Origin of the sequence: Croceicoccus esteveae (assembly GCF_031846435.1) — a bacterium.
GTDB lineage: Bacteria > Pseudomonadota > Alphaproteobacteria > Sphingomonadales > Sphingomonadaceae > Croceicoccus > Croceicoccus esteveae.
This window is the reverse complement of record NZ_JAVRHS010000007.1, coordinates 36,985-61,564: the sequence shown is the minus strand read 5'-3', so window position 1 is coordinate 61,564 and position 24,580 is coordinate 36,985. Positions and strand designations below refer to the sequence as shown.

At 60.7% G+C, this 24,580-nt stretch carries 18 protein-coding genes and 1 pseudogene; 9 read left to right on the top strand and 10 right to left on the bottom strand.

Annotation, left to right across the window (positions count from 1 at the left end):
• Positions 1 to 156: 156 nt before the first annotated feature.
• From RM533_RS09500 to RM533_RS09475, 5 genes and pseudogenes are all read right to left on the bottom strand, one after another.
• The gene (locus RM533_RS09500; protein ID WP_311341001.1) at positions 157 to 1,341 is read right to left on the bottom strand and encodes a GIY-YIG nuclease family protein; all 1,185 of its coding nucleotides are present in this window, start codon (positions 1,339 to 1,341) and stop codon (positions 157 to 159) included.
• Positions 1,334 to 3,403, bottom strand: a complete 2,070-nt coding sequence (locus RM533_RS09495; RefSeq protein WP_311341000.1) for a DEAD/DEAH box helicase — start codon at positions 3,401 to 3,403, stop codon at positions 1,334 to 1,336. Before RM533_RS09495 ends, RM533_RS09500 begins: the two co-directional genes overlap by 8 nt.
• Positions 3,400 to 6,071 (bottom strand): annotated as a pseudogene (locus RM533_RS09485) (class I SAM-dependent DNA methyltransferase). The gene RM533_RS09495 and the pseudogene RM533_RS09485 overlap by 4 nt, the downstream one beginning before the upstream one ends.
• Before the next feature lie 31 nt (positions 6,072 to 6,102).
• Positions 6,103 to 6,435, bottom strand: a complete 333-nt coding sequence (locus tag RM533_RS09480) for a HigA family addiction module antitoxin (protein ID WP_311340997.1) — start codon at positions 6,433 to 6,435, stop codon at positions 6,103 to 6,105.
• A gap of 10 nt (positions 6,436 to 6,445) precedes the next feature.
• Entirely contained in the window at positions 6,446 to 6,736 is a 291-nt protein-coding gene (locus RM533_RS09475; RefSeq protein ID WP_311340996.1) for a type II toxin-antitoxin system RelE/ParE family toxin, read from the bottom strand.
• Positions 6,737 to 7,013: 277 nt separating this feature from the next.
• Here RM533_RS09475 and RM533_RS09470 point away from each other — a divergent pair, with 277 nt between their 5' ends.
• The 6 genes from RM533_RS09470 (at position 7,014) to RM533_RS09445 (ending at position 14,820) form a co-directional block, all read left to right on the top strand.
• The gene (locus RM533_RS09470; RefSeq protein ID WP_311340995.1) at positions 7,014 to 8,246 is read left to right on the top strand and encodes a hypothetical protein; all 1,233 of its coding nucleotides are present in this window, start codon (positions 7,014 to 7,016) and stop codon (positions 8,244 to 8,246) included.
• Entirely contained in the window at positions 8,243 to 9,202 is a 960-nt protein-coding gene (locus RM533_RS09465; protein ID WP_311340994.1) for a hypothetical protein, read from the top strand. Before RM533_RS09470 ends, RM533_RS09465 begins: the two co-directional genes overlap by 4 nt.
• Positions 9,203 to 9,569: 367 nt before the next feature.
• Positions 9,570 to 10,691 carry a Fic family protein gene (locus RM533_RS09460; protein ID WP_311340993.1) on the top strand — a complete coding sequence of 374 codons (1,122 nt, stop codon included), beginning with the start codon at positions 9,570 to 9,572 and terminating at the stop codon, positions 10,689 to 10,691.
• Positions 10,688 to 12,430 (top strand): ATP-dependent nuclease, encoded by a 1,743-nt coding sequence (locus RM533_RS09455; protein WP_311340992.1) that lies wholly within the window; start codon positions 10,688 to 10,690, stop codon positions 12,428 to 12,430. Before RM533_RS09460 ends, RM533_RS09455 begins: the two co-directional genes overlap by 4 nt.
• Positions 12,427 to 13,938, top strand: coding sequence for a UvrD-helicase domain-containing protein (locus RM533_RS09450; protein WP_311340991.1), 1,512 nt, complete (start codon positions 12,427 to 12,429; stop codon positions 13,936 to 13,938). The genes RM533_RS09455 and RM533_RS09450 overlap by 4 nt, the downstream gene beginning before the upstream one ends.
• A 12-nt stretch (positions 13,939 to 13,950) precedes the next feature.
• A complete protein-coding gene (locus RM533_RS09445) occupies positions 13,951 to 14,820 on the top strand; it encodes a hypothetical protein (protein ID WP_311340990.1) in 870 nt (289 codons plus the stop codon).
• A gap of 10 nt (positions 14,821 to 14,830) precedes the next feature.
• On the opposite strand, the gene RM533_RS09440 is transcribed toward RM533_RS09445, so the two are convergent.
• Entirely contained in the window at positions 14,831 to 15,859 is a 1,029-nt protein-coding gene (locus tag RM533_RS09440) for a DUF4238 domain-containing protein (protein WP_311340989.1), read from the bottom strand.
• Positions 15,860 to 15,906: 47 nt separating this feature from the next.
• Here RM533_RS09440 and RM533_RS09435 point away from each other — a divergent pair, with 47 nt between their 5' ends.
• Positions 15,907 to 17,109 (top strand): RES family NAD+ phosphorylase, encoded by a 1,203-nt coding sequence (locus RM533_RS09435; protein ID WP_311340988.1) that lies wholly within the window; start codon positions 15,907 to 15,909, stop codon positions 17,107 to 17,109.
• A gap of 56 nt (positions 17,110 to 17,165) precedes the next feature.
• Here RM533_RS09435 and RM533_RS09430 read toward each other — a convergent pair whose 3' ends face one another.
• The 3 genes from RM533_RS09430 to RM533_RS09420 all read right to left on the bottom strand — a co-directional run bounded on the left by RM533_RS09430 (position 17,166) and on the right by RM533_RS09420 (position 21,888).
• Positions 17,166 to 19,088, bottom strand: coding sequence for an ATP-binding protein (locus tag RM533_RS09430; RefSeq protein ID WP_311340987.1), 1,923 nt, complete (start codon positions 19,086 to 19,088; stop codon positions 17,166 to 17,168).
• 446 nt (positions 19,089 to 19,534) lie between these two features.
• A complete protein-coding gene (locus tag RM533_RS09425; RefSeq protein WP_311340986.1) occupies positions 19,535 to 20,755 on the bottom strand; it encodes a site-specific integrase in 1,221 nt (406 codons plus the stop codon).
• Positions 20,752 to 21,888, bottom strand: coding sequence for a site-specific integrase (locus RM533_RS09420; RefSeq protein WP_311340985.1), 1,137 nt, complete (start codon positions 21,886 to 21,888; stop codon positions 20,752 to 20,754). Before RM533_RS09420 ends, RM533_RS09425 begins: the two co-directional genes overlap by 4 nt.
• A gap of 624 nt (positions 21,889 to 22,512) precedes the next feature.
• Between RM533_RS09420 and RM533_RS09415 the strand changes: the two genes are divergently transcribed.
• Complete coding sequence (locus tag RM533_RS09415) at positions 22,513 to 22,779, top strand: hypothetical protein (protein WP_311340984.1); 267 nt, start codon at positions 22,513 to 22,515, stop codon at positions 22,777 to 22,779.
• Between the two features lie 40 nt (positions 22,780 to 22,819).
• Here RM533_RS09415 and RM533_RS09410 read toward each other — a convergent pair whose 3' ends face one another.
• The gene (locus RM533_RS09410) at positions 22,820 to 23,071 is read right to left on the bottom strand and encodes a hypothetical protein (RefSeq protein WP_311340983.1); all 252 of its coding nucleotides are present in this window, start codon (positions 23,069 to 23,071) and stop codon (positions 22,820 to 22,822) included.
• Between the two features lie 663 nt (positions 23,072 to 23,734).
• Here RM533_RS09410 and RM533_RS09405 point away from each other — a divergent pair.
• Positions 23,735 to 24,520: a sulfite exporter TauE/SafE family protein gene (locus RM533_RS09405; protein WP_311340982.1), complete on the top strand. Its 786-nt coding sequence runs from the start codon at positions 23,735 to 23,737 to the stop codon at positions 24,518 to 24,520.
• Positions 24,521 to 24,580 lie beyond the last annotated feature (60 nt).

Below are 24,580 nucleotides of genomic sequence, written 5' to 3'. Positions count from 1 at the left end.
ACGCTGATAAACCGCTGATATCCGGGGCTCCAGTCGGGAAAGCCGGGCCATCGGCCGTGAGAGAGCGGCACGCAAATTGTCGAATGTTCGGTCAATGTTCCGGATTGGGGACCAAATAGCCATCAGCAGCATGCCGATTGCCGCAGCCCCCAGCACTCAATTGCGTTCGACCAGGCGGGCTTCCTTGGGATCGTACTGGAAGCGCGTGATTGATCCGTCCTTTATGCGCTGAACAGCCTCGTCGATGACGCTTATCGGGACCAGGAACCACTCGCGTGGCCTGATCGGATTTCCGAAGCGATCTGGGACCGAAAGGTCGATCTGCGCGGGACCAAAGACGCGGTGAATGAGCCGCTCCAGCTTGGTCCGGCTTATGTTGAAGAGCTGGTATTCAGCGACGATTTCCACGTCTGCCATCAGGAAAGTTGGCTGAAGGCGCGCGCCGGCGATCCGCTGTTCGACCTGCATGTTGGTAACCCCAATCTTGTGCACCAGGTCATGATGTTTGGCGACCAGAGGATGGTCGGATTTGCTCCGCAGAACGTAGATCGTGCCGCTGGCGTCATCGCCTTCTGCGGCTTCGCCGGAAAACAGCGGCCCAGCTTCCGGATCGGTTATGCGTCGACCAGCTTCGTCCTTGTTCAAGGCGCGCTGTAGGGAGCGCATCAACAGGTTGCTTTGGGTGCCGTTGTCGAAGACCACGCGCAGCCGCGCATCGGACCGCCCCTGGGCGTTCGTGAAGACGTCGTCCATCTCGGCGACGTAGGCAATTTGACCGCCCACGATGAAGAGCGCGCCGGGCCTGATCTCAGCCTTCAGCTCGAACGGCCTTGTGGTGCGTTCTCCGCTGTCGAGTTCAGATTGAATCTGCTCGAACAGCGGCTCGAACTTGGCGAAGTCTGCGCACTTCTCGCGGTTGGCGATCGCCTCCGCCGCGCGCCGGTCTTCGGCCGATTGAACATGCCGCAGAACACGGATGTCATCATTGCCATCCGGCTCGACGCCCAGCTCGGCAAGCAGGGCTAAATCATCGATCGCATCCGGCTGAAAATCGTCCCCGAAAGGCGGCTCGGCCAAAAGCCCATGAGCGTCGATCGAAGCAAGCAATTCGCGAGCGTCTTCCAGCCCGCGCAGGCGATCGAGCCGGACAGCATACAGCCGCTCGAAAATGTCGCGGTCTTCGCCATGCTGTGGCGCACGATCATGCTGCTCATAGAAGCGAGCGATGTCCTCGAACCCGGCGATGATCCGCTCCTCGCTGGGGGTGTAGGATCGGGCCTTCACCGGCTCGATCTCGACGCCCAGTTCGGAGAGCAATTCGTCGTCAGAAAGGTCAGCCATTGGCAGCCGCCTGCGAGCGGTAGCGAGCGAACGCGGCAACACCTTCAGCAAGCCGCTTCTCCCACGCATCTTGCGAGGTGATTTCCGGGAGGCGGCCGCGCTCTTTCTTGAACCGCAAGGCGCGCTCGGCGAGCTCCCTTGCCTCTTCCGGCGAGATCTTGATCTTCTTCGCCGATATGACCGATTGCACCTGCTTCAGCACGGTCTCGTTCATTGATTTCGCCAGCACGGCGTAGGCGGCTTCGAACGGGTTGATACTGTCGATCAGATCAATGTCGAGATCGCGAACATCCATCGCGAACTTGCGCACGCCATCGATGAGCGCGGTGTTGGATCGTTCTTCGTCGCCGCCGCCGATGCCGCTGGCCAATTCCTTCGCCTTTTGCGTCAGATTAAGCGCGGAGATCGCATGCTGGCGGACCGCCTCCTGATCTTCCGCACTGAGGTCGGGATAGCGGTCGCGGACGATCTTGCCCATCTTCAGCTGGGTTAGTTCCTGCGGCACGGTTTCCTCATTGAACATGCCCTGTTCAAGGTTGGTTTTGGCCTGCACGAACTGCGTGATAACTTCGTTCAGATCCTCCTTGCAGATGCGCTGCGCTTCATCGCTTTTGGGTTCAACCAGCCCCTTGATCTCGAAGTGAAGCTGGCCGGTGGCTTCACGCACGCCGACATTGGTCTCGCCTTCCTTGTAGCCGCCCGGCCCGTAGTCGAAGTCCTCGAGCGGCCCCGTGTCCTTGGGGGTGAAGGTGAAGCGCGGTGCCAGCACCTGTTCCATCAGCAGGCTGGCGGCGATCGCCTTCAGTGTATCGTTGATCGCACCGACCACTGCGGCCTCGGACGCGTCCGGCTCGGCGATGAGGTTGGTGAAGCTCGCCCGCTCCTTGCCAGGCGCGTCGCGGGTGGCCCGGCCGATGATCTGGATGATCTCGGTGAGGCTTGATCGGTATCCGACGGTCAGCGCGTGCTCGCACCAGATCCAGTCGAAGCCCTCCTTCGCCATGCCGAGCGCGATAATGATGTCGATGTGATCGCGGTCATTGCGATGCGCAGGATCCTTGAGCGCCGCCAGCACCTTGCCGCGCCGTGCCGGATCCGTGTCATCGACTAAGTCCGCGATCTTGACGATGCGCCCGTCCGCCGTTCGCACATGATGGAAGCCGGTGACGGGGTCGGCCATCTGCCAGTCCCCGACGCTCTCCATGATGTGCTCGACCTCCTTGATCTTGTCCTTCGTGCTCTCGCGCGCATTGACGGAAGGGATGTGAACGATCGTCTTCCTGGCCGGGTCGAGCACCGCCTCGATCGCGGTGAGATAGCGGCCGGTGTAGAAGAAATAGCCGATATCGAGCGCCTTCAGGTGCTCGTAGCCGTTGAGCTGCTCGTAATAGGTGTAGGTGACGGTCTCGAACTTCGCCTCGTCCTCGGGCGTGAGAACGGGCACGGCATCGCCGCGGAAGTAGCTGCCGGTCATCGCCACGATATGCGCCTTGTCGCGGCGGATGAAGTCAGCGAGCTGGCTGCCGAGGCGGTTGTCCTCGCTTGCCGAGACATGGTGGAACTCATCCACCGCGATCAGCCGATTATCGAACCCGTCGACGCCGAGTTGCTCTACCGCGAAGCGGAAGGTCGCATGAGTGCAGACCAGCACCTTGTCCTCGCTGGCGAGGAACTGGCCGACCGCCCTGACTTTGGAGGAATCGACCCGCTCCTCATCGGCTCCTGGCGCGTTGCACAGGTTCCATTGCGGCTTCACGGTCCAGTCCGCCCAAAAGCCGAACCGGCTCAGCGGCTCGTCCATAAAGCTGCCGCCGATCGATTTCTCCGGCACAACGATGATCGCTTGGCGCAGGCCTTGGTTGTGCAGCTTGTCCAGCGCGATGAACATCAGCGCGCGTGACTTGCCCGATGCCGGGGGCGACTTGATCAGCAGATATTGCTCGCCGCGCCTGGCATAGGCACGCTCCTGCATCGGGCGCATGCCCATCTCGTTGGACTTCGTCGACGCGCCGGTGCGAGCGGTCTGAAACGAGACGGCGGGGATCGGCTTCGACGTGGTCATGCTGCCGCCTTCTTGCTGGTCATCTTGGTGTAGAGTTCGAACAGCTTTTCGAGGCGTTCGGTGTCGTTGCGGAAGCGGCGGCCGATGTAGATGCGTTCAAGCACCTCGTCGTTCTCCTCATGCGCGCGGCGGAGGTCTTCGGGCATGGCCTCGGGATCGTAGAGGTCGGCGATGGTTGCAGGGAAATGCGCCTCGCGCGCGAGCAAGATGGTCTCCGCGCAGCGGGTGAGGTCGGCCTTGTTCTGCTCGGTGAGCTTTGCGAGCGGAAAGGTGTTCCAGCCCATAGTGTTGGAATACCGAAAATCAGTCTTCAACTTGCCGCATATCGTGGCGATCCAGACGAGGTGCAGGCGCGATGCAATGAGCGCCAAGTTCCAGAGCGGGGCGTCGTAAAGGGCCAACGCGAGATTGGAAACCCGCACATCCGCAGTCAGCAATCCAACTGGCAGATAGGCGCGGCGCTCCGACGAGACACTCGGGATAATGATGGTGTGGCTGTTGCCGATGATGGTGCGTTCGAACTTGTAAGGCGTATCCAGCCCGGCTCGCCCCCGAGCGCTGCCATTCAACCGATAGGTTCGGACACGGCCCAGCCGCTGTCTCACCTCAGGGATCGAGTAGGCGAGCTCCGCCTGCTGATCGGTTATCCATAAACAATAACGAGTGATCCCGTTGATGAACTCGCTCGAACCTAGAATCGGCCGCAGGATCTGCCCTGCCTCTGGGTGTGCGGCGGTCAACGCGGTCGCTTCATCTGCCTCCAAAAGGAGGTTTCCCTGATCCCGTGGAATGTTGCCACCAAACATGATCGACGCGCCCGAAAGGGGGGCGCTCAAGCGTTCCACGATGACGTTCCATCATAGAGATACTTCGGGGTTTGCGCGTCCGTGCTCACGCCGACAATGACGCACGTCACCTGTGCGTTTCGTGCCGCACTATTGCCCCACAGAAAGTCCTTATGGGCAAAGCGTATCGCCTGATCATTCCCATATATTCTGGGCCAAATCAGAGGTACCTGCACGCCCTGGCAGATCGAATTTGTTGACACGAAGGCGAATGAGCCGCCGCCACGGATGAACTCAGATGCTTTCCAGAACCATCCGACGATGTAGTCGATGGCTTTAACGTCCTTTCCGGCTAGCGCCTTGAGGTCTGACTTCTGCTCGGGCGTTTGATACTTATCTCCGACATACGGTGGATTCCCGCAGATGTAGGTCTCGCCCCCTGCATTCTCGAAGTCGATCTCCGACTGATCGAGCAGCGTCTCGAACAGGTCATCACCACGCACCTTTACGCCCGTCCCGGTCGGCGGGCAGATGCTCAGCCAGTCGAGTCGCAGCGCGTTGCCGCAGGTGATCCAGTTCTCGGAATCGAGCGGCAGGAACTCGGCCAGCGCCTCCTTCTGCCCGCGATAGAGGACATCGCACTGATATTCGGCGATGATGAGCGCGAGGCGGGCGATCTCCGCCGGGAAGTCGCGCAGTTCGATGCCGCGAAAATTGGTCAGCGGGATATCGGTCCTGCGCTCGGGCTCGCCGCGCCGCCGGTTGATCTCCGCCTCGATCGCCCGAATTTCCTTGTAGGCGATGACAAGGAAGTTGCCGCTGCCGCAGGCCGGGTCGAACACCCTGATCTTCGCCATGCGGTTGCGCAGGTTGAGCAGCTTGCGCGCATTGTCGCCCGCCTCCTCAAGCTTGCCGCGCAGATCGTCGAGGAACAGCGGGTTCAGCACTTTGAGGATGTTCGGCACGCTGGTGTAGTGCATGCCGAGCGCGCCGCGCTCCTCATCGTCCGCCACCGCCTGGATCATGCTGCCGAAGATGTCCGGGTTGATCTTCGTCCAGTCGAGATTGCCGATGTGGATGAGGTAGGACCGAGCGATCTTGCTGAAACGCGGCACCTCGATCGAGCCGCTGAACAGCTCGCCGTTCACATAGGGGAAGCCATCCGCCCAGCGGGCGATGCCTTCCGCCTGGCGCCGGGCGATCGGCGTGTTCATCGCTCGGAAGAGTTCGCGGATCACCTCCGCCGTGTTGTCCGCGCCGCCCGAACTCATCTTCTCCACCGTGGCGGTGAAGCGATAGCTAGGGTGGAAGATGTCGGTGTCCTCGGCGAAGAAGCAGAAGATTAGCCGGGCCATGAAGTGGTTCATGTCCGGGCGACGCTCCGCGCTCGCCCAATCCGGGTTGTCCTGCAGCAGCGTCACGTAGAGCTTGTTGAGGCGACCGGTCGCTCGGATGTCGAAGGAGCTTTCGCGGATCTGCTCGACCGTGGTGATGCCGGCGAGCGGCAGGAAGAAGCCGAAATGGTCGGGGAAGTGGGCGTAGTCGCAGGCGACGGTTTCGCCGCTGGTCAGGTCTTCGGCCTGAAAATCCTCTCCGTCGGTGGCGAGGATGAATTTGGCTTTGTTGCTGGTAGTCTTGGGGCTGTCGCGCAGCGCGGTGAGCGTCGCGGCGACCCCGCCCGGCGCGCAGGTGGCGATGTGGATGTTGCTGCGCTGGAGCACGCCGCCTGAAAGGTCAGACTGATTGGTGTTGCCCTTCCGTAGCCGATCGAGCGTGGTCTTCTTGTTCCCGAAGGCGGTGAGGAACTGGAAGGGGAACTCGGCAGGGTCAAACGGGGCAGCGGCGACCTGGGTGACAGCTTCTTCGATCTCGACGGGGTTCATGCAGACGCTCTACCGGCAGGTCTCGGGCTGGTCACGTGGTCCTTGGGTCGGGGTTTAACGGCTTGCCTTTGAACGGCGCGACCTTGATCTCGCCTTCCCGGCGCCTTGCTTGGGCGATGTCATAGCTGTTCTGCATCCGCATCAGCGTGTCCATCGACACACCAAATGCTTTTTCGATACGCAATGCCATTTCGGGCGACAGGTGCGCCCGCTCGTTGAGCAGCGTCGACAGCGTGGCCCTCGTAACACCAAGCGCCTCGGCCGCCGCCGTCACGGTGAGTTCCAACGGTTCAATGATGTCGTGCTTGATGAAGCTGCCCGGATGCGCGGGGTTCTTCATGCGGAAACCGGCAATCGCGTTCATGGGTGGCCTCCTAGTGATAGTCCTCGTAGTCGAGGTCGATGATCTCGATGTCGTCGCCGTCGATCCGGAACGTCATTCGCCAATTCTTCGTCACGGACAGGCTCCACGTGCCTTTCCGGTTGCCGGTCAGCAGGTGTGCTTTCCAGCTCGGCACCGTTCGCAGCTCGTCCTCGCGCTCCATATCCTGGAGGAAGGTGACTATGCGCCTGATCTTGGGCACGGCAGCAGGCTGCAACCCATTGGCGTCGTCATCCTCGATGAAGCGCCGCAATCCCTTGTGGATCACGTTGCGAATTTTCATGCGCCTTGCTATGCTTTCATGTGTTAGGCGTCAAGCTACGCAATACGGGCAGCTCACAGGCATGATGACCCAATGAGGGGCGGCCCGGGCCACGGGATTCAACTTCTTCGAGGGCGGCGAGAGCACCATCAGTCGGCGTTTCATGGCAGTGGCCCACTGTGCGACTTTGGGGGCAGTCCGCTTCCGGCGGCTAAATCAGGCGCCGCAGTATCCAATAGACTGCCCAACTCCGTCGGAACGCTTCGCCAATGAGGCGCGCCCTCGCTATAACGCCATCATGTTTTCGCTCGAACACCCGGAGATTCTCACGCACCTCGGCAAGCTGATTTATGGATTTCAGCCCGTGCAGTTTCCCGATGGGCGCTATTGCCTGATTATAAAGGCCGGCAAGGAGTTCATCCTGACGGCACGCATCAACAACGGGTTCAAGATCTATCTTGTCCCCGACATGGCTGCTCCAGGTCAGTCGTTGGGTTTCATGACTGCCTTTTTTGACGATCATGACGAGCCGCTCGTTCTGTTCACGCCGCTTTACGCCGGTGACGACATGCTCCGGGACCTGGCCGGCGCCCTGCGCCAAGATAGCTTCGACCTCTACTTTTTCGACGAGCATGATCGAGAACTCATGGGCACGCGTGCTGCGGTACGCGATGGTGCACGGTTCCGATTGGCGATGGCCGAAACTCAGTTTCGGACACTCGACATGGACGATCTGGCCGCGACCTACGAGGCGATGGGCGGCTGGTTCGGGCTTCGAAATGCTGCTGATGATGATCAGGCATTCGCGGTTGAGTTAGGAGATCGGCTCTATGCCGACGATATGATGATCATCGACGCTCGCGATGAAGCTTATGATTTTCAGGGCTCGGACGGTCTGGTGATGGTGAACAGTCTCGAGCGTGACGAGCCAGGCGCATTTCAGGAGCGCGACATTGTGGCGCTCCTTCGCCGGGCCTTTCCAGGCGAAGCGATCTTCCTCAACCCCATGCGTGAGGATACCGGCAAAGAACTTACCGATGTCCTGGTCGTAACCGACGATGTCGTCCTGATAGTGCAAGCCAAGGACAGCCCCAACACCGAGCCATCGCTGCGCCGGTCGATCGACCGGAAACGTGCGGTGATCCGAAGCCATATCGACAAGGGCGCGCGGCAGTTGCAGGGGGCGCTCACTTACATCCTTGAGCGCGATTCCATCGTCTTGCGCGCCTCGAGTGGGTCGCGCGTCGTAGAGGTCGCTGATCGGGCGGTGGTTGGCCTCGTCATCGTGCGGGAGATGTTCGATGATGATTATACGGCCTGTAGCGCCCCCGTGCTTGCAGTGGCTGCTACCTGCGACCGGCCTTGCCTTCTTCTCGACTACGCTGCGTTGCACCTGATGGCGCTGCGGCTTCCCTCGCCAGCACGCCTGATCAACGGCTTGTATCAGATGTTCGCGGTGGCGATGGAGCATGGCGAGTTTCCCAAACCCCGGTTTTCAGGTGCCCCGCTGGAAAAGGCACCGGACGCATGAGTGCGATGTTCCAGAATGCGTTGGCTGCTATTCGGATGGGCATCGAGGATTATGCGCTCGATCGACCGGAGCGATCGTTATCGGCGGTACGTAATTTCTATGCTGGCGTTCTGTTGCTCGCCAAGGAGGTGCTCGTGCGACGAGCGCCGTTGGCCGATCCGGACGCGGTAATCGGCGCGCGATACAAGCCGATTCCTGACGGGCTTGGCGGGATCGCCTATATTCCAGATAGCCGCACGACCATCGATTTTGCGACGCTCGGTAAGCGATTCAAGGATTTCGGCCTCGAGATCGATCGCGCTTCGTTGACCGAGTTGAGCGACATCCGCAATCAGGTGGAGCACCGTTTCACAAACAAGCCGTCGCAGGTTGTTCGTGAGATTATCGCCAAGGCGTTCCCCGTCACGGCACAGCTGTTTCGGCTCGCGGGCGAAGATCCTCGCGTCCAGTTGGGAGAGGCGTGGACGACGATGCTCGAAGCGCGCACGCTTTACGAGCAGGAATTGGAACGCTGTCTGAAGACCCTTGGAGTCGTCGAATGGCGCTCGGCGACCGTGGCCGATGCGCATCTCCGGTGCGACGATTGCGGTTCAGATCTCATTGCGCAGAGCGACCCGCTCAACAGCGATCAAGCGAATATGGCGTTGCTCTGCCAAGCCTGCGGAGCCGCACCTTCCGTCGATGCCGTGATCCTAGAGTTGGTCGAACGTGCGTTGGAAGCGGATGCCTATATTCGGATGAAAGACAGCGGCGAATCTGGGCCTGTGTTCGAGTGCCGAGGTTGCGGTGAAGAGGCGTATATCGATTTCGAGGGCGGCTGCGCGCTGTGCGGCGAGGCGGTTCAGTGGGAGAACTGCATGGTCTGTCACTCGCGGATACCGCTTGAAGATGCGCTGGCGGGTTTTGACGAAGGCGTCTGCTCCTATTGTACCCATATCGCCGCGAAGGATGATTGAAGGCCTTTCGCGCAGATGAGATTGCGCAAATTTGGATATGATTGCGCAATCTTCCATTTAGTTGCGCATTGACTCATTTGGTTGCGCGGTTCAGGTTTCGCGCAACTAAGGAGTTTGTGTGGCACGACCGATTCCCGAAGCCGATCTGGCAGCAATAGAGGCAGCGGTAGCCCAGTACCCTGGCGGCGCGTCAGCAGCGCAGATCGCTGAGTCGCTCGCCGCGCCTGGTGCCCGCCGGACGCTCCAGTATCGCCTTCGCGCAATGGTTGATGCCGGCCGACTGCGGCTTGCCGGAGACGGCCGCGCCGCCCGCTACCATCTTGGTGGCGATGCTATTGCCGAGCTGGACGCAGCCGACATCGTTCCGATGTCGCCCGAGGGCAAAGCGGTCCTGGCCTATGTTCGCCAGCCCGTCACGGCTCGATTACCGGTCGGCTATGATCGCGGCTTCCTAGATGGCTACCGGCCGAACGAGACCTATTATTTCACCCAAGAGCATCGCGACCATCTGGCTGCGATCGGCAAGCCGCAGATCGAGGCTGCAGCCGCCGGAACCTACGCGAAGCAAATCTTGAACAGGCTGCTGATCGACCTAGCGTGGAACTCAAGCCGGCTCGAGGGCAACACCTATTCGCTGCTCGACACCCGGCGGCTGCTGGATTTCGGAGAGGCTGCCGAAGGTCGCGGGCCGCTCGAAGCGCAGATGATCCTCAACCACAAGGATGCGATCGAGTTTCTCGTCGCCAACGCCGACGATATCGGGTTCAACCGCTATACGATCCTCAACCTGCACGCGTTGTTGGCCAACAATCTGTTGGCCGACCCGGCGGCGGTCGGTCGGTTGCGGCACATCATCGTCGGCATCGATGGCTCAGCATTCCATCCGCTGGAAGTGCCTGGTCTTATCGAGGAATGCTTCGATCAGCTCCTCGCCACCGCAGCAGCTATCAAGGATCCTTTCGAGCAAGCCTTCTTCGTCATGGTACAGCTCCCCTACCTCCAGCCCTTCGACGATGTGAACAAGCGGGTGTCGCGCCTCGCGGCCAACATTCCGATGATCAGGGCCAACCTTGCTCCTCTATCGTTTACCGAGGTTCCGGGCGATCTCTACACGCGCGCCACGCTTGGCGTGTACGAACGCAACGACATAGCATTGCTGCGCGACGTCTTCCTCTGGGCCTATGAGCGATCCGCAGCGCGCTATGCGGCTGTTCGTCAATCGATGGGTGAACCGGACCCCTTCCGCTTGCGCTACCGCGAAAGGTTGCGCGACATCATCCGCGATGTTGTGCGCGGCCCAATGAACCGAAAGGCTGCGCGCGCGCACCTTGCTGAGATTGCGCGCGAGATCATTCCGGCAGCAGATCAAGACCAGTTTATCGAGGTCGCGGAGACCGAGTTGCTTGGCCTGCACGAGGGTAATTTCGCGCGCTACCAAGTCCGGCCTTCGGAATTCGCGGCATGGCGTGTGATCTGGAGCCCTGCATGACCGTCCCGACAATTCTCCGCTTGAAGATCGACCGCTTTCGGGGCCTCAAGACGGTCGACTGGAGGCCAAGCGCCGGCCTGAATCTGATCCTCGGTGGTGGCGATGTCGGCAAGACGACAATCCTCGACGCGGTTGCCTTGCTGCTGAGCCCGGTCAATCCAGCCAACCTGCCGGACACCGATTTCTACGGGCGCGCGATCAATGAGGGATTCTCGATCGAAGCGGTGCTGTCGCTGCCGGCGACCATTGGTATCCATAGCCAGCTCAAGCCGGCGTGGCCGTGGGACTGGAATGGCGCGGAAGCGATCGCCCCCAGTCTTGAGGGCGATGCTCCGGCGGACAGCAAGCCCGTCTATCGTGTGCGGGTCCGCGGAACCGAGGATCTCGAACTCTATTATGAGATACTGCAGCCCGATGGCAGCGCTGATCATTTTCCGGTCGCGCTCAGACGGCAATTCGGTCTGGTCAGGCTGGGCGGCGATGATCGTAATGATCGGGATCTGCGGCTGGTTCAGGGCTCTGCGCTCGACCGCCTTCTTTCCGACAAGGGGTTGCGATCGCGTATGGCGAGTACCTTGGCGGACCATGCCATCAAGGACGAACTCGCCGTTGATGCGAAGGCGTCGCTTGTAGACCTCGACAAGGCGTTCGGCGTTAGGAGCCTTCCGACCGGACTCGATCTGCAGATCACTGGCGGGCAAGGAGCGTCAATTGCATCGATGGTGGGGCTGACCGCCCAGCGAGGGACGATGACCTTGCCGCTCGCCAGTTGGGGAGCGGGCACACGCCGCCTTGCCGCCTTGGCGATCGCGGAGCAGAATCAGGGTGAGACGCCGATCACGGTAGTCGACGAGGTCGAGCGCGGCCTTGAGCCTTATCGCCAGCGCGTCTTGATGGAAAAGCTGCAGGAGATGCCGACGCAGGCGTTTGTCACGACCCATAGCCCGGCCACGATCAGCGCTGCCGCAAAAGCAACGCTTTGGTATGTCGATCATGCCGGGCAAATTGGGGAGATCAAAGGGAAGGTCACCGAGCAGCATCGTGCGCGTGACCCCGAGCTTTTTCTCAGCCGGATCGCGATCGTTGCGGAGGGTGCGACCGAATGCGGCGCCGTTCAGGCGCTCATCGGACGGGCGCTTGGCGGTGCATTGGCACCGCACGGCGTGCATGTCTGTGACGGCGGCGGCCATGAGTTCACGCTTGGGCTCCTACAGGCGCTGGCGAAAAGTCGCCTGCGATTTGGCGGGTTCGTCGACGAGGAAGGCAAGCATGCCGATAGCTGGAAGGCGCTGGAGGTTGGGTTGGGTTCTTTGCTCTTCCGTTGGGAGAAAGGCTGCATCGAGGAAGAAATTGTTGCCGCAATTGCCGACGACAAGCTGGAAGAGCTGGTCATCGACCCGACTGGGGAAAAGACCGGCACGCGGTTCTGGACCCTTGCCATGCGTCTCGGCATTGATGCGAAGGATATGGCGTCGATCCGAGCTGCCGCCGGCGACGGCCTGAAGGCGCTGATCCTCGAGGCCGCTCTCGGCAAGGTGCCCGATGGCAAGGAGAGCGAGAAGAAAGCCTATAGGAGCCAGAGCCAGTCCTGGTTCAAGACCGTTGCCGGAGGCCAGGAGCTTATCGACAAGATGTTCGGGCTTGGATTGTGGCCGACCTTCAAGCCGCGCCTCCTGCCATTCTGCAATGCTGTTCGGGGCGCGGTCGGGCTCGAAGGCCTTTCCGATCTCGGCGCATGAGCGATGCGTCGGTCACAGCGGCACTGCACTCGACCGCGCCGCTCGTCGTGATCGAAGCTCCGGCGGGTTGCGGCAAGACGCACCAGGGGGCAGCCTATGCACGGGATATGGCGCAAGGGACGCGAGAGCGCCTGCTCATCATCACGCACACCCATGCGGCCTGCGGCGTCTTTGCCGACCGCACCACCGGCCTCGGCCGCCATGTCGAAATCCGCACAATTGATAGCCTGATCGCGCAAATCGGCGGGGCCTATCATGCTGGTCTCGGTCTCCCGTCAGACATCGCGGCCTGGACCCGGCGAACCAAGCATGGCCATAAGATCTTGGCGGCCCGTGTTGCGCAGCTTGTTGCCCGCTATCCGATCGTGGCGGCCGCGCTCGCGACGCGCTATCCCACGATCGTCTGCGACGAACATCAGGATTCCAGCGCTGATCAGCATGCCATCGTGATGGCCCTGCTTCGGCAGGGCGCGCGCGTGCGCATTTTCGGCGACCCCATGCAGCACATTTACGAGGACGATGCTGCACAAGGTGTTTCGCCACCCTGCGATTGGGCTGTCCTGGTCGGACAAGCCAACGCCTTCGCTGATCTGGATACCCCTCACAGGTGGTCTGATGGCTGCCACGCTCTCGGCCAGTGGACGCTGTCGGCGCGGGCAACGCTGAAAGCCGGCGGAAAAATTGATCTTACTCGCGATCTCCCTGCAAGCGTCAGCGTCGCCTTTGCCGAGAATATTGCGCGCAATGCACAGGGCTATCAGTTGAACGACGCGAAATCGGTCTATGCCGCCGAGAAGAAATCGGACTCGCTGTTGATTTTGGCGCGCCACAACCATGTCGTGCGCGCGTGCCGCGGGATGTTCGGACGACGCCTTCCGATGTGGGAAGGTCATACGCGCAAGGCGCTAGAGATTCTGGTCGATGCTGTTCGCGACGCCAATGGGGCGCCAGTTATCATTGCCGCAGCCGTTGTCGCCTTTGTCGGCGCCACAGGAAAGGGGTTCAGTCCATCTGCCTTCGGCAATCAATTTGAACAGGAAGCGCGCGAACTGTGCGCAAAGGCACGGCGTGGCAAGCCTGCAACGATTCAGGAGCTGGCGAAGCATATTGTCGACCTGCCCGATCATCGCGGTGTCGCAGCGATGCTGCGTCATCTCGCCGAGCTCAAGGGCTCTGATTCCGGCTTCAGCGACGTCGCGTTCGATCATCACAGCGAATATTGGGATGCCGTCCGGCTGGGCAATTTCGACGACCCCGAAGCGGGCCTCGCCGAGATTACGAACCGACGGACTTATTCGCGGCCGAGTCCGCCAGCCAAGGCGATCAGCACGATTCACAAAGCCAAAGGTCTTGAGTGCCGAGGCGTCATCCTACTGGCCGGCGATGTGAAAAGTTTCCCCGAAAAGCCCGATGCCCGCTGTCTGCTCTACGTCGCATTGAGCCGAGCGAAAGATCGGCTCCACATTGTCGCGTCGCGAACGACACCCAGCCCTTTGTTCATCGTGTAGGAGCGCGCTGACGTGACGCTTTACATGACCAAAACCTGGGGGTTCAGCACCCCGTCTGGGCCGCTGCAGTTCAGTACCAACGGCTGGCGGACCAACGCCAGATCGACGCTAGAGCCAGGCGATATGGTCGTCATCGTGGGGACCAAGGGTGCCGAGACTGATGAAGATGAACAGGGCCGCATCCTCGGGTTGATGGAGCCAACCCGACATGTCGTCAGTTCGCTCGATTATGATCTGATCCGGGGACCGCAGGATCTCGATCCTGCTGGCAACTACAAATGGCCGTTCGGCTTAGAGTTGGTGCGTGCGTGGCGTTTCGACGATCCGCGACCGCTATTGACCGACATGGCGCCGCGGCGCTTCCACATGGATTCGGCACAAGGAATCGTTCGGCTTGAATCCAGTGAGGCAGATTCGATCCTCGCGCTTCCACGGACCGAGGTCGGGCTACTCAGCGCGATTGCCGCCCGCGCGCGGGTAGAAGGGGCCGATGCTGCACGACGCAAGGCCGCGCCGCCCCCGACCACCAAGCGAACCGGCATCATGCATATGCGACGGGCGCCGGCGTTCACCTATGCGATGGATATTCAGGGCGCGAAGCATTCGGCGGTCAAGATTGGCTGGGCATTCGACTGGTTGCAGCGCGAGCGTGTGTTCAATCATGCGGCGATGCCCGCTATCGGTGGGCTTCGCTACAAGACCAAGCTCCATCAGCTTTTTGATACCGCTAGGGATGCTTTTCGGATGGAGCAGTGGCTTCTCAAGCGTTTCGACCACCGGCGCCACGCCAACAATATCGAGATCGTCACGCCCCTTACGCTCGCAGAACTGCAGAGCGCTTGGACTGATTATCTTGTGATGGTTCGCCAGCAAGCTCGGTAGCCGAGTCCGGCTACAGGTTGAAATCTTCTTCGTAGAGGTCGCCTTCGCATTGCTCGGGCCGGAACTTCAGGAGCTCGGGTCTAGCAGCGAACCTGTGTCCGATATGGTATTGGATCTCCTTTGGCTTGCGGACGACCTTTGCGTCCAGAACCGGGGATGTCGCACTGTGCCGCGCGATCAGATCGTCGTGCGACCGGTCGCGAGCGAACGCCAAACCATAGGCGAAGCGTGCGGTAATGCGGTTGATCGACCGCACCTTTGACATATCGCTGAGTGTCCGGAAACGCGGCGTCTGCCCGAACCGGCGCAACCGGTTGGCGCCGTGTAGCGCGAGCGTCGGAGACAGTGGGAAGTAGAGTTCGACCTTCTCGTTGTTGATATAGGGATGACGGATGCCGGCGTCACTGGGGTCGAAATAGGCGACGGGATTATCGGATGTGATGAAGTCGACGCCTGTATCGTTGACGAGGATTTCGAACCCGAGCCGCAGCGTCAGGTCGCCGAAAGAGCGCATGTCGTCGGCCATCTTGCCGAGCGTCCGTTGCCGCTCGATCGCGATGTCGACGGTATCGAGTTCGTTTTCGTATCTTTTCAGCTTCTCGGGGAGCCTGCCCATCTCGGCGAATACCTTGAGACCGGTGCGTGTCTCAAGGGTCATGATCTCCTCGTTATAGTTGCGGGCGGCCGGAACGCGCGTGCGCATCATCGTCACCATCGCGTAGAGCCTGTGTAGCACCGCTCGATCGAGCGTCTCAATTTTCAGAGCTTTCATCACGGTCGGCCAATGGGTTTCGACGCCGCCAAACAGATCCTCGAAACTGTCGTTATCGCGCGTCCCGTCAGGCCGCGTCTGGCTATAATAATAATTCTCGAAGGCGATCTCGTCTGGACGGATATGAAGCGGCTTCGATGCATCGTCGCTACGGTAAGCGTGCAGTTTCTTTGCCGGCCCTGACACCCACGCGTTGAGGTAGGTCACAGAGACGAAATGGTGTCGTTTTCGTTCGGATGTCGATCCTTTAGATCCAAGCTGGTTCATCCACGGCATTATGCAAATCGGGCGCTGATCGGCTACCCTGCAATTGAATGATCGAGATTGGGGCTGGGCAAATCGTGGGTGATATCGCGGAGGATGAAGTGCGTGTGAGCGTGTGCGTGAATTGCGCCCGCCACCCGAGTCTCAAACACATCATACAGGCAGATAGCATTGCTGGTCTCTGCGCCCTTTGCGGTCGATCGGATGCGATCGTGCGCAGTCCCGACAGCACCGAGCCGATGGTGATGCTCATCCGCGCCTTGATCCGGTTCTACTGGGACGAGTTTGAATATAACGGCCATTGGGGCGGCGATTCAGTTCTCGACCTCTTTACCGACGACGGGAACCCGGTGTTGGAACCCGCCGTCACCGACGACTATCTCGATGATTTCGACTACCTTCTGCAGGAGCCTACCTATCCCCCGACGTCCGATGGAGTGGCGATCTACGCCGGCTTTGACGAAGGTGGCGGCCGGATGATCAACTTCGCGATCTCGCGCACCAATCCTAGGCCATTCGTTGAGTTGCAGCACCGGCTACTGAGTGAGAATTTCTTCGAAGTCGAGCCCGCCCTCGAAGCGCTGATCGATCCGTTCCTGTCGGATATAGCCCTCGAGTTACCCGTTGAGGAAATCTGGTTCCGAGCGCGGCTGGGAAACAAGGCAGTCTACCAGCATTTCGAAGGAGGCTGGACCAACAAGATCATACGCCAGCCTTGGCTAGGCAGCGATATCGGAGCGCCGCCGCCGCTCAACGCAGGGATTGGCAGGCTCAACCGGGCAGGCGTGTCGATGCTCTATCTCGCGTCGGACAGCTACACGGCTATTACAGAGATCCGTCCGCACCCCGGCCACTACATTTCGCTTGGCGGCTTCAGGAGCGTCGAGCCTCTGCGACTGGCCGATTTCAATCCGGACATCGCCCTGTTTTCGGCCAATGACGATCGGCTCGATCTGTATGCGGTCATCCAGGCCTTCGATCGGCTCATGAGCATGCCGGTCACGCCGGACGAGAAGACGAGCTATTTGTTGACGCAGTTGTTGGCCGAAGTGCTGCTGCGTCGAGGATTTGACGGTGTGCGTTTCCGAAGCTCGGTGTCCGACGGGATCAATATCTGCGTATTCCATCCCGCAAAATTCGAGTTTGCTGAAGGGCATTCAGAGGTCCGGCGATTGGAGAGCGTCAAATATGACGCGCCTGCTGTGCCGTCTCTCGTCGAGCCCAGCGGGGAGGATCTCCTTCTCAAGGGCTGAATGGCCTAGATGCTCTCGAGTCAAGCCGAGCGCTCATCGCTTTTCCGGCGCCGCGCTCAGATCAAGTTCGCTTGTCGGGGCAATTGCGGTTCGAGGAATGCTTCAGCGTCAAGCCCGCTCGCTTGCAGAAAAGGCGCGTCCCTCAGTTTGTCACGCAGCCCGAGCATTCGCTTCTCGGCTCGCTTAATGAATGTCGAATAGGTCATAGGGATAATCTTCACGCGACCATCCCATTTCGTGTCTTCGCCAGCTTCGGCGCGCTCGATCTTCGAGCCGAGTACATAGCAGGTGATCAAGGCGGACTCGGTCAGATATCCCTTGTTGATGAGTTCCGTGACATATTGCCATGGTTGGTTCTTTTCCTTGGCGCCAATGGTCACACCGACCCGCTTGATCTCCGCAATTACGAGACGTGCGACCCCATCCACCTCATGGCCGAGATCGTGGGAGTCGCGGCTATAAAAGCCGACGCTGCCATCGGGCAGCATTACGAAGTCGGGACGCAGGCGGCTGCCCAAATCCTTACGGCCGAACATCTTAGCGATGACCTCCGTCATGCCTCGGTTGCTGGTGAATTCCAGGCTTTCGAATTCCGGCCCAAACACCCACAGGCTGCGGTCGAACAAGGGCTGCAGATCGCCGACCTCGTCCATGGTTTCGTCGCGCAGCTTTTGGTCGAGCTCCTCGATGAGCTTCAAACGGGAGGCGATTTCGTCGAGGGCGAGCTTGGCGGTCCGCACCGTCCAATCGACGAGGAGTGCATAGAGCGCGTCGAGATCGCCGGGCTGCATGTCATGCAGCTTGGCAATCAGCGCGTATTTTGACGTGGCCAGTTCGAGATTAGCGAGGACTCCGGCGACCTGCTCTACCGTATCGGCACCGATCGTCGGGCAAGTGTCGATCACGGTGTCGACAAATTCATTCCAGCGATCGCGACTGACCGGCGGCAGCTTCGCGACGACAGGTCCGAATGCTTCGCGCACCGAGTCCTTGGTCTCACGGCGGCGCTCTGCACTAACTTCGCCCAGATAATCGCGAATCCGCGCATGGACCGCGGCGCGGGTCGCATGCCAGGCATCATTTTGGGGCCAAAATCCGGACCAGTCGGGCAGGACCGCATCGACGAGGAAGTCCGCGCGAACGATGAAGATGAAGCGCTTCGCTTCGCTGCTACGGCCGTCGAGAAGGCGTTCGGAATCGAAACCCAGCCAGCCGGGCGATCCCACCAACCGGGCATTGACGCGCCAGGCAATGCCGTGCTGCCGCGTCGTCTTATCCGCTTTCTGGGTGTCGATCACGATGAGATGGGCTGTGCCGAAACCAGGAACTTCGACATCTTCGGTCCGGCGCTGCCCCTCCGGAATGTCATCGAAGGTTACACGCGTCCCATTAATCGTCACTGCGAAGTTGGGATCGGCGAGAAAGCGCGTCCCAATGACCTCACGGGCCTCGTCAGACGTCATATGGGTGCCTGTAGGGCCGATCGCGCGAATCTCGGTGCCATGCCCCGCGACATTGGTTTCGGTTTCAGCGAGTAGGATCACAAAGGGCTGGGTGGCGCCGCGACGCACGTCGAAGCTGACGGCGACGCCCTCGCGCCAAGTCCGGACTCGGTAGGCTTCACCGAACCGAAATGCCGCATGGCGGCCTTTGCCGTTGCGCCCATAGGGAGCCCGGGCAGCCGCATCAGCAAGTTCGGGTGGCGGAGCCGACTCCTTCCCTTCCTCGCGGGTCTTATTATAGTCGATCGTGCCCCAGCGCTTGCGGAACTGCGGCTCGGTCATTCCCTTGCCATTGTCTGTGATCGAGAAACAGGCGCCGTCGCCACGATCGGGCCAGACGATATCCACGCGGGTTGCCCAAGCGTCCCAACAATTCGCCACAAGCTCGACGACGGCAACAGCGGGATCAGCAATGATCGATCCGGCATGCCGATCCAAAAACCGGCCATCAAACATAACACTCTGATCGTCGGCCATCTTCCCCCCTGTAAGGAACGTCCTAACAACCCGGGTGGCTGCCGTCACGTAATGACTGACGATGGGTGACCAGGAGAGGACTGCGCCATATCGACGATCGGCGGAGAAGCAGATGGTCGGCTCTTGGGAGTGGGAAGTTTGTGGCTGACTGACCGATACGGGTTAGAAGCGGCTGAGACGGCTTGCGCAAGGAATGTCCGCTTTTCCGTCAAACCATCTCACGAGCGGACAGTCAGGACTGTCCGACGTTTCGGCCATTCCAGCTCAGCGAATCGATGTCGGCTTTCGGGCAGTCGGAGCATAGCCTCCAATGGCCGAGATCAGGGCGCGAAGAAGCCGTTATCTGAGTGGCGAAGCTGGGCTCTCGTCCGGCTATCAAGTCCTCATCAGCGCCTCGACGCTTGCGACGGCGGAACCGCAAGCCGCCCGTCCTGGATAGGCAATGGCTATTGCATTAGCAGATCCCCAGGCAATCCCATCATCCGTTCGACCGCCGTTCCGATCTGTTCGGCCGCATCAAGGATGTGCTCGTCGTCGAGGTGGGCATAGCGAGACGTAGACTGGATGTTGGCGTGCCCAAGCAGCCGCCCGATCATCGGCAGCGTTTCCTTGTTCATCGCGGCGTGGCTGGCGAAGGTGTGGCGCAGGTCGTGGACGCGCAGCCCCGGAAGTTTTGCAGCATCGCGGAACTCATGCCAGTAGTGATCGAAGCTCGTCATCGGCCGCCGGTAGCGAGGGTTCCAGAAGATCCAGTCGATCCGATTGTAACGCGGAATCGTGCCGAAGATGGCTCGCGCCTCCTCCCCGAGCCAGACGGTCCGCGGACCTGTCTTGCCGTGGCGGAGCTTGATCCGGTTGCCGCGAAGGTCCTTCCAATGCAGGCTGAGGATCTCTCCTCGACGGCACCCGGTGAGCAGCAGGAGCGTGGCGGCGGTCGCGGCAAGTGCCCTAGCGCGATCTTCCGCCTGCCGTTCCGCCGCGAGTACCTCGCCAAGCCGATGGAGTTCATCCGTCGTGAGGAAACGCTCGCAGTGCTTGCGCTTGTTCATCCGGACGATGCGGCACGGATTGGTGTTCTCGAGCCGGTATCCCCAAGCCTCCGCCTTGTTCAGCATCAGTCTCAGTAAGGACAGCACCATATTGGCCGCGCCCGGCCCGGTCTGGTTGTTCAGGTCGGCGAACCACTCGGTGATGTGGGCCTCGTTGAGTTCGTCGATGAAGACGCCGACGAACGCCTGATCTAGATAGTTACGCCGGTAGCCAGAGTTGACCTCAAAGGTCTTCGCGCTCCAACGGACCGCCCACTTTGCCCAGAACTCATCGAGGAAGTCGTCGAACCTCGGCGCCGATCGAATGCGCGCGCGATCTGTCGCGGGATCCTGCCCTACCTGCGCATAGGCCAGCACCATGCGAGCAACCTTCGTCGCCTGATCGCGGGTGAGAACTGACGCCGGCCCGAGGGTGACGGTCCGCAGGCGGCCGCCCATGCGGGTCTGGACGATGTAGACACTCCGCCCGCTGGGATAGTGGCGGATGCCGAACCCGTGCTCGATCCCGAGCCATGTGGTTGAGCGCGCCTTACCTTTTGGCACGCGGACGAAGTTGCTGTCCGCGCCGACGCGGGCGAGCGCCTCCGCCACCACCTGCCTGAGGGCGAGCGCAGTCATCGGCCAAGGCCGATCGCGGCCGCGAGCGAGCCCGACACCCGCTGTGCGGCGTCAGCGATCACCTCGTCCGCCAGATGCGCATACTTGGCCGTGGTTTCCGGGAGCACGTGGCCCAGCAGCTTGCCGATGGTCGCCAGCGGCACATTGTCCATGATGGCGGTCGAAGCGAAGCTGTGCCGCAGATCGTGGATGCGCACGTCCGGCAAGGCGCAGCGTCGACGGAACTGCGGCCACCAAGGATCAAGCAGCATGGGCTTGGTCCTCTTCCTATTGGGGAAGACAAACGGGCAGCCTTCGATGCGTGGAACGGCCTCAAGGATCGCCAGTGCCTGGCTGTTCAGCCAGATGATCTTGGGGCCGGTCTTGCTGTCCGGCAGGACGAGCCGCGGCGGCTTAACCCAGTCCCATCGCAGGTCGCGTATTTCGCTGACGCGGGCGCCCGTGTAGAGCAGCAGGCGGACGATCGCCACCTCGCCCGGAAACGCCTCCTCGTCCTCGCGCAGCTCCTTGGCCATTCGGCGATATTCAAGCGGCGTCAGGTAGCGCTCTTTGGCCGGACGTTTATAGCGCGAGATGCCGCGACACGGGTTCGATCCCTTGCGCCGCAGATGCAGCGCTTCGGCATATTTGAGCAGCGCCGCCAACACCGGGATGGCGCGATTGAACTTCGGTTCCCTCTCCCCAACGCAGCCGTCCCTCCACCGCACCACATCCGCGCGGGTGATATCTGCGACCCGGCTCTCCCCGAAATGCTCTGCCAGGTCCCGACGCCAGGCATCCCGGTTGCGGGCTGCGGTCGAGGCCTTCCAGCCGCGCGCCAGGTCCGGCCAGTAGGTCTCTACAAAATCATTCATCGTCGGCGTGGCCTTGACGACAACTCGCTTGGGCAGGCCGTCCAACGCGACTTCGGCCAGCAGCCGGCGCGCCTGCGATCGAGCCAGCGTAGCATCGAGCTCATCGGAAGCGCCGAGCGTGATGCGCCGGTGCTTGCCGCGATGCCTGAGCCGAACGAACCAGGCGTACTTGCCCGACGGCCGCACGCGCAGCCCGAAGCCGGGAAGCTCGGTATCCCAGATGCAATATTCCTTGTCGCGCAGCGGCAGCTTGCGTCGCGCGAAATTGCCGTCGAGCAATGCCCGGCGAGGGGCCTCTTGGCCGTTGGGGACCATAAGGCCATCAAAGCTATACGAACTGCTCCTGAAAGTCTCGGAAATCCGCAGTTTTGCGGGGTGCAGATGGCCATCGACGGCACCCGAACTGCGGAGCGCTTCGCTGAAGGCCTGCGTTGATTCTATTGCACTTTTTCCCACAAACATGCGGCTAGCCGCGTTCGGTGTGCATAAATCAGGGACTTGGCGGTTCTTCTGTTGGTCTACTGGTCTGAGGGAGTCGTAGAGGAGCTGGTTATCCAGCTGGAGGTGCCGGCTTTCTAGCCGGAATGAACCTCACGCTTAGTTCGAAGGCCAGATCCTCGATGTTGCCATGGGCGGACAAGAGTGGACCGGAAGGTCCACGTCGATCGTTACCCGCAAGGCCGAGACGGGCAAAGCACGGCTCGGTGGAGCTTGGTGACGAGACTGCCCTAGCGAAGCCAAGGCAGCGAGGAACCTAGCGCAATAGAGCGCGGTCCTGAGCGGCCCAGGCCGCAAAGGATGGCCCTAAACCCTCCTTCCCGAAACGATCAGGCCGCAAGAGCAGATCGCAAAAAAACGTCTCGATATTGCAGTCAGGATCGGCCATCAAACTCCATCTCGAACATGCGGGAAATGGAGTCGAAAATGGTGTCGAAAGTGGAACGCGAACGCGCGGCGTTGGAAGCAGCCGAACAGGACATTGCCGAGCGCAAGAAAAGGCTCGCGCAGATGGAGAAGGAAGAGGCCGAAAAGGAGCTTGTGCGACTGGTCCGCAAGGTCGGGCATGAACGGTCCGTGAGACTGCTGGAACTGGCCGTCAGCGTGAAACCGAGGAGCGCGATAGAGGCGCTCGAAAAGATGGAGCCTGCGGGCCAGAAGCAGGCGTCCTGATGGGCGGCGTCCGAGAGGTCCTGGCGGCCGCCCTTACCTGTCAGTATTCGTCGTCCATTTTGCCGGTGGCGGTGTAGACGACGTCGTCGATGAGGTGCATCGGAAGCTCGCCGTAATCGCCCTCTTCGATCAGGATGTAGCCTTCTCTGGTCTGGACGACGTGAACGTCGAAGAAGGAGTGGTATGAGCGCCGCTCCGCTTCCAGAGTCTTTTCATCGAGAGCGATCGTATCGGTGTTGATCCGGCGCGTCGTGGCGGTGTCAGTTTCGAATGGTTCTGTGGTGTAGTACATGGTAGCCTCCTGTCGTTGGCGGCTCGTCCGCCATGCCATGAATCAGCGCTCCGGCGGTGCGCGGGTCACCGGAGCGAAGCGGAGGGGAAAGGAAAATTGATCGAGTGGTGCGGAAGGTGCGCAGCACCTTCACGGTCGGTCCATTTTCGTTTGACCCGTGCATGGCCGGAGTGCTCATGGCGATGGTGGCGGACGGGCCATCGGCGGGAGGCGGAAGTCCTGTCTGCACCGCATGTTCGCGGCGCTGCCGCGGTCCACCAGCGCTCCGATATTCGGGCATGAGAAAAGAGTGCCGCGGCGCTCTGGCCGTGCACCCTTCCCATGTCGATCCGGCGTGAGGCTAATCGTCGGCCGAAGGCATTTCGTTCTGCCGTTCGCCGTTGGCGATCGGACAACAGTGCGTGCAATATCCGACGCCGGTGGCCGGGTGAGGCTGCAGGTCGTGACCTTGTCCCGAAACGTAGCTTTCGGGCATTTCTGGATCGAGTGCGATGCCGACGCCTACGCGCAAAGCTTGATGTTCGGTGGCTTGTCTTCAGGCCCAGCAGGCACGACCGCGAACGCCCAGGGACGCGTCTGCGTGACTGTGGCATACAACATGGGTCGCGATGGCAGCTTTCGACCCCAGTTGCGGACATAGTTCCTTCGACATAGTGTGTTCACGTGGATGTAGTTCTGATTGCCCTCGTGGCCGCGCTCGCTTCGGCGCTGACCCTTTATTCCGGCTTTGGCCTGGGGACGATCCTGCTACCGGCCTTCGCTCTCTTCTTGCCTGCTCCACTGGCGGTCGCCGCGACCGGTGTGGTTCACCTCCTCAACAATCTCTTTAAAGGCTCACTGCTGCGCAAGCGAGCGGATTGGGCCACCGTGTTGAAGTTCGGAATTCCGGCAGTGCCTGCCGCGATTGCTGGCGCGTGGTTGCTTGCGGTTCTCGGCGATACGCCCCGGCTATTTGAATGGAACTCCTTCAGTAAGACCTTCGGCCCAACCGGTGCTGGTCTGACCATTGGCCTGCTCATGATCACCTTCGCAGCGCTCGAACTCCAACGTTGGTTTCAGGAACTGAAAGCACCGCCTCGACTGATGCCGGTCGGGGGACTGCTGACAGGCTTTTTCGGAGGGCTTACCGGGCAGCAGGGTGCGTTCAGATCGATCTTTCTCCTGCGATCTGAACTTCCTGCCGAACGTTTCATCGCCACCGGAGTAATGATTGCAATCCTCGTCGATCTGTCGCGCCTTGCCACCTACGCCGGTTCGTTCACGGGAGCCGGACTGGATCCGGCAGGAAGAGAGGGTCTGCTGGTCCTCGTGGGCACTTTCTCTGCGTTCGCAGGTGCGTACTTTGCGACTCGTCATCTCGACAAAATGACTATCGGCAAAGTGCGCTACAGCGTTGCGACATTGATGCTGTTGATTGGCTGCGCCTTGACGGTGGGCCTGCTTGGCTAAGCAGGAACGACCGCACTCCATCCAATTTACGACATGGTGATGCCGCCCATGCCGTTGCGA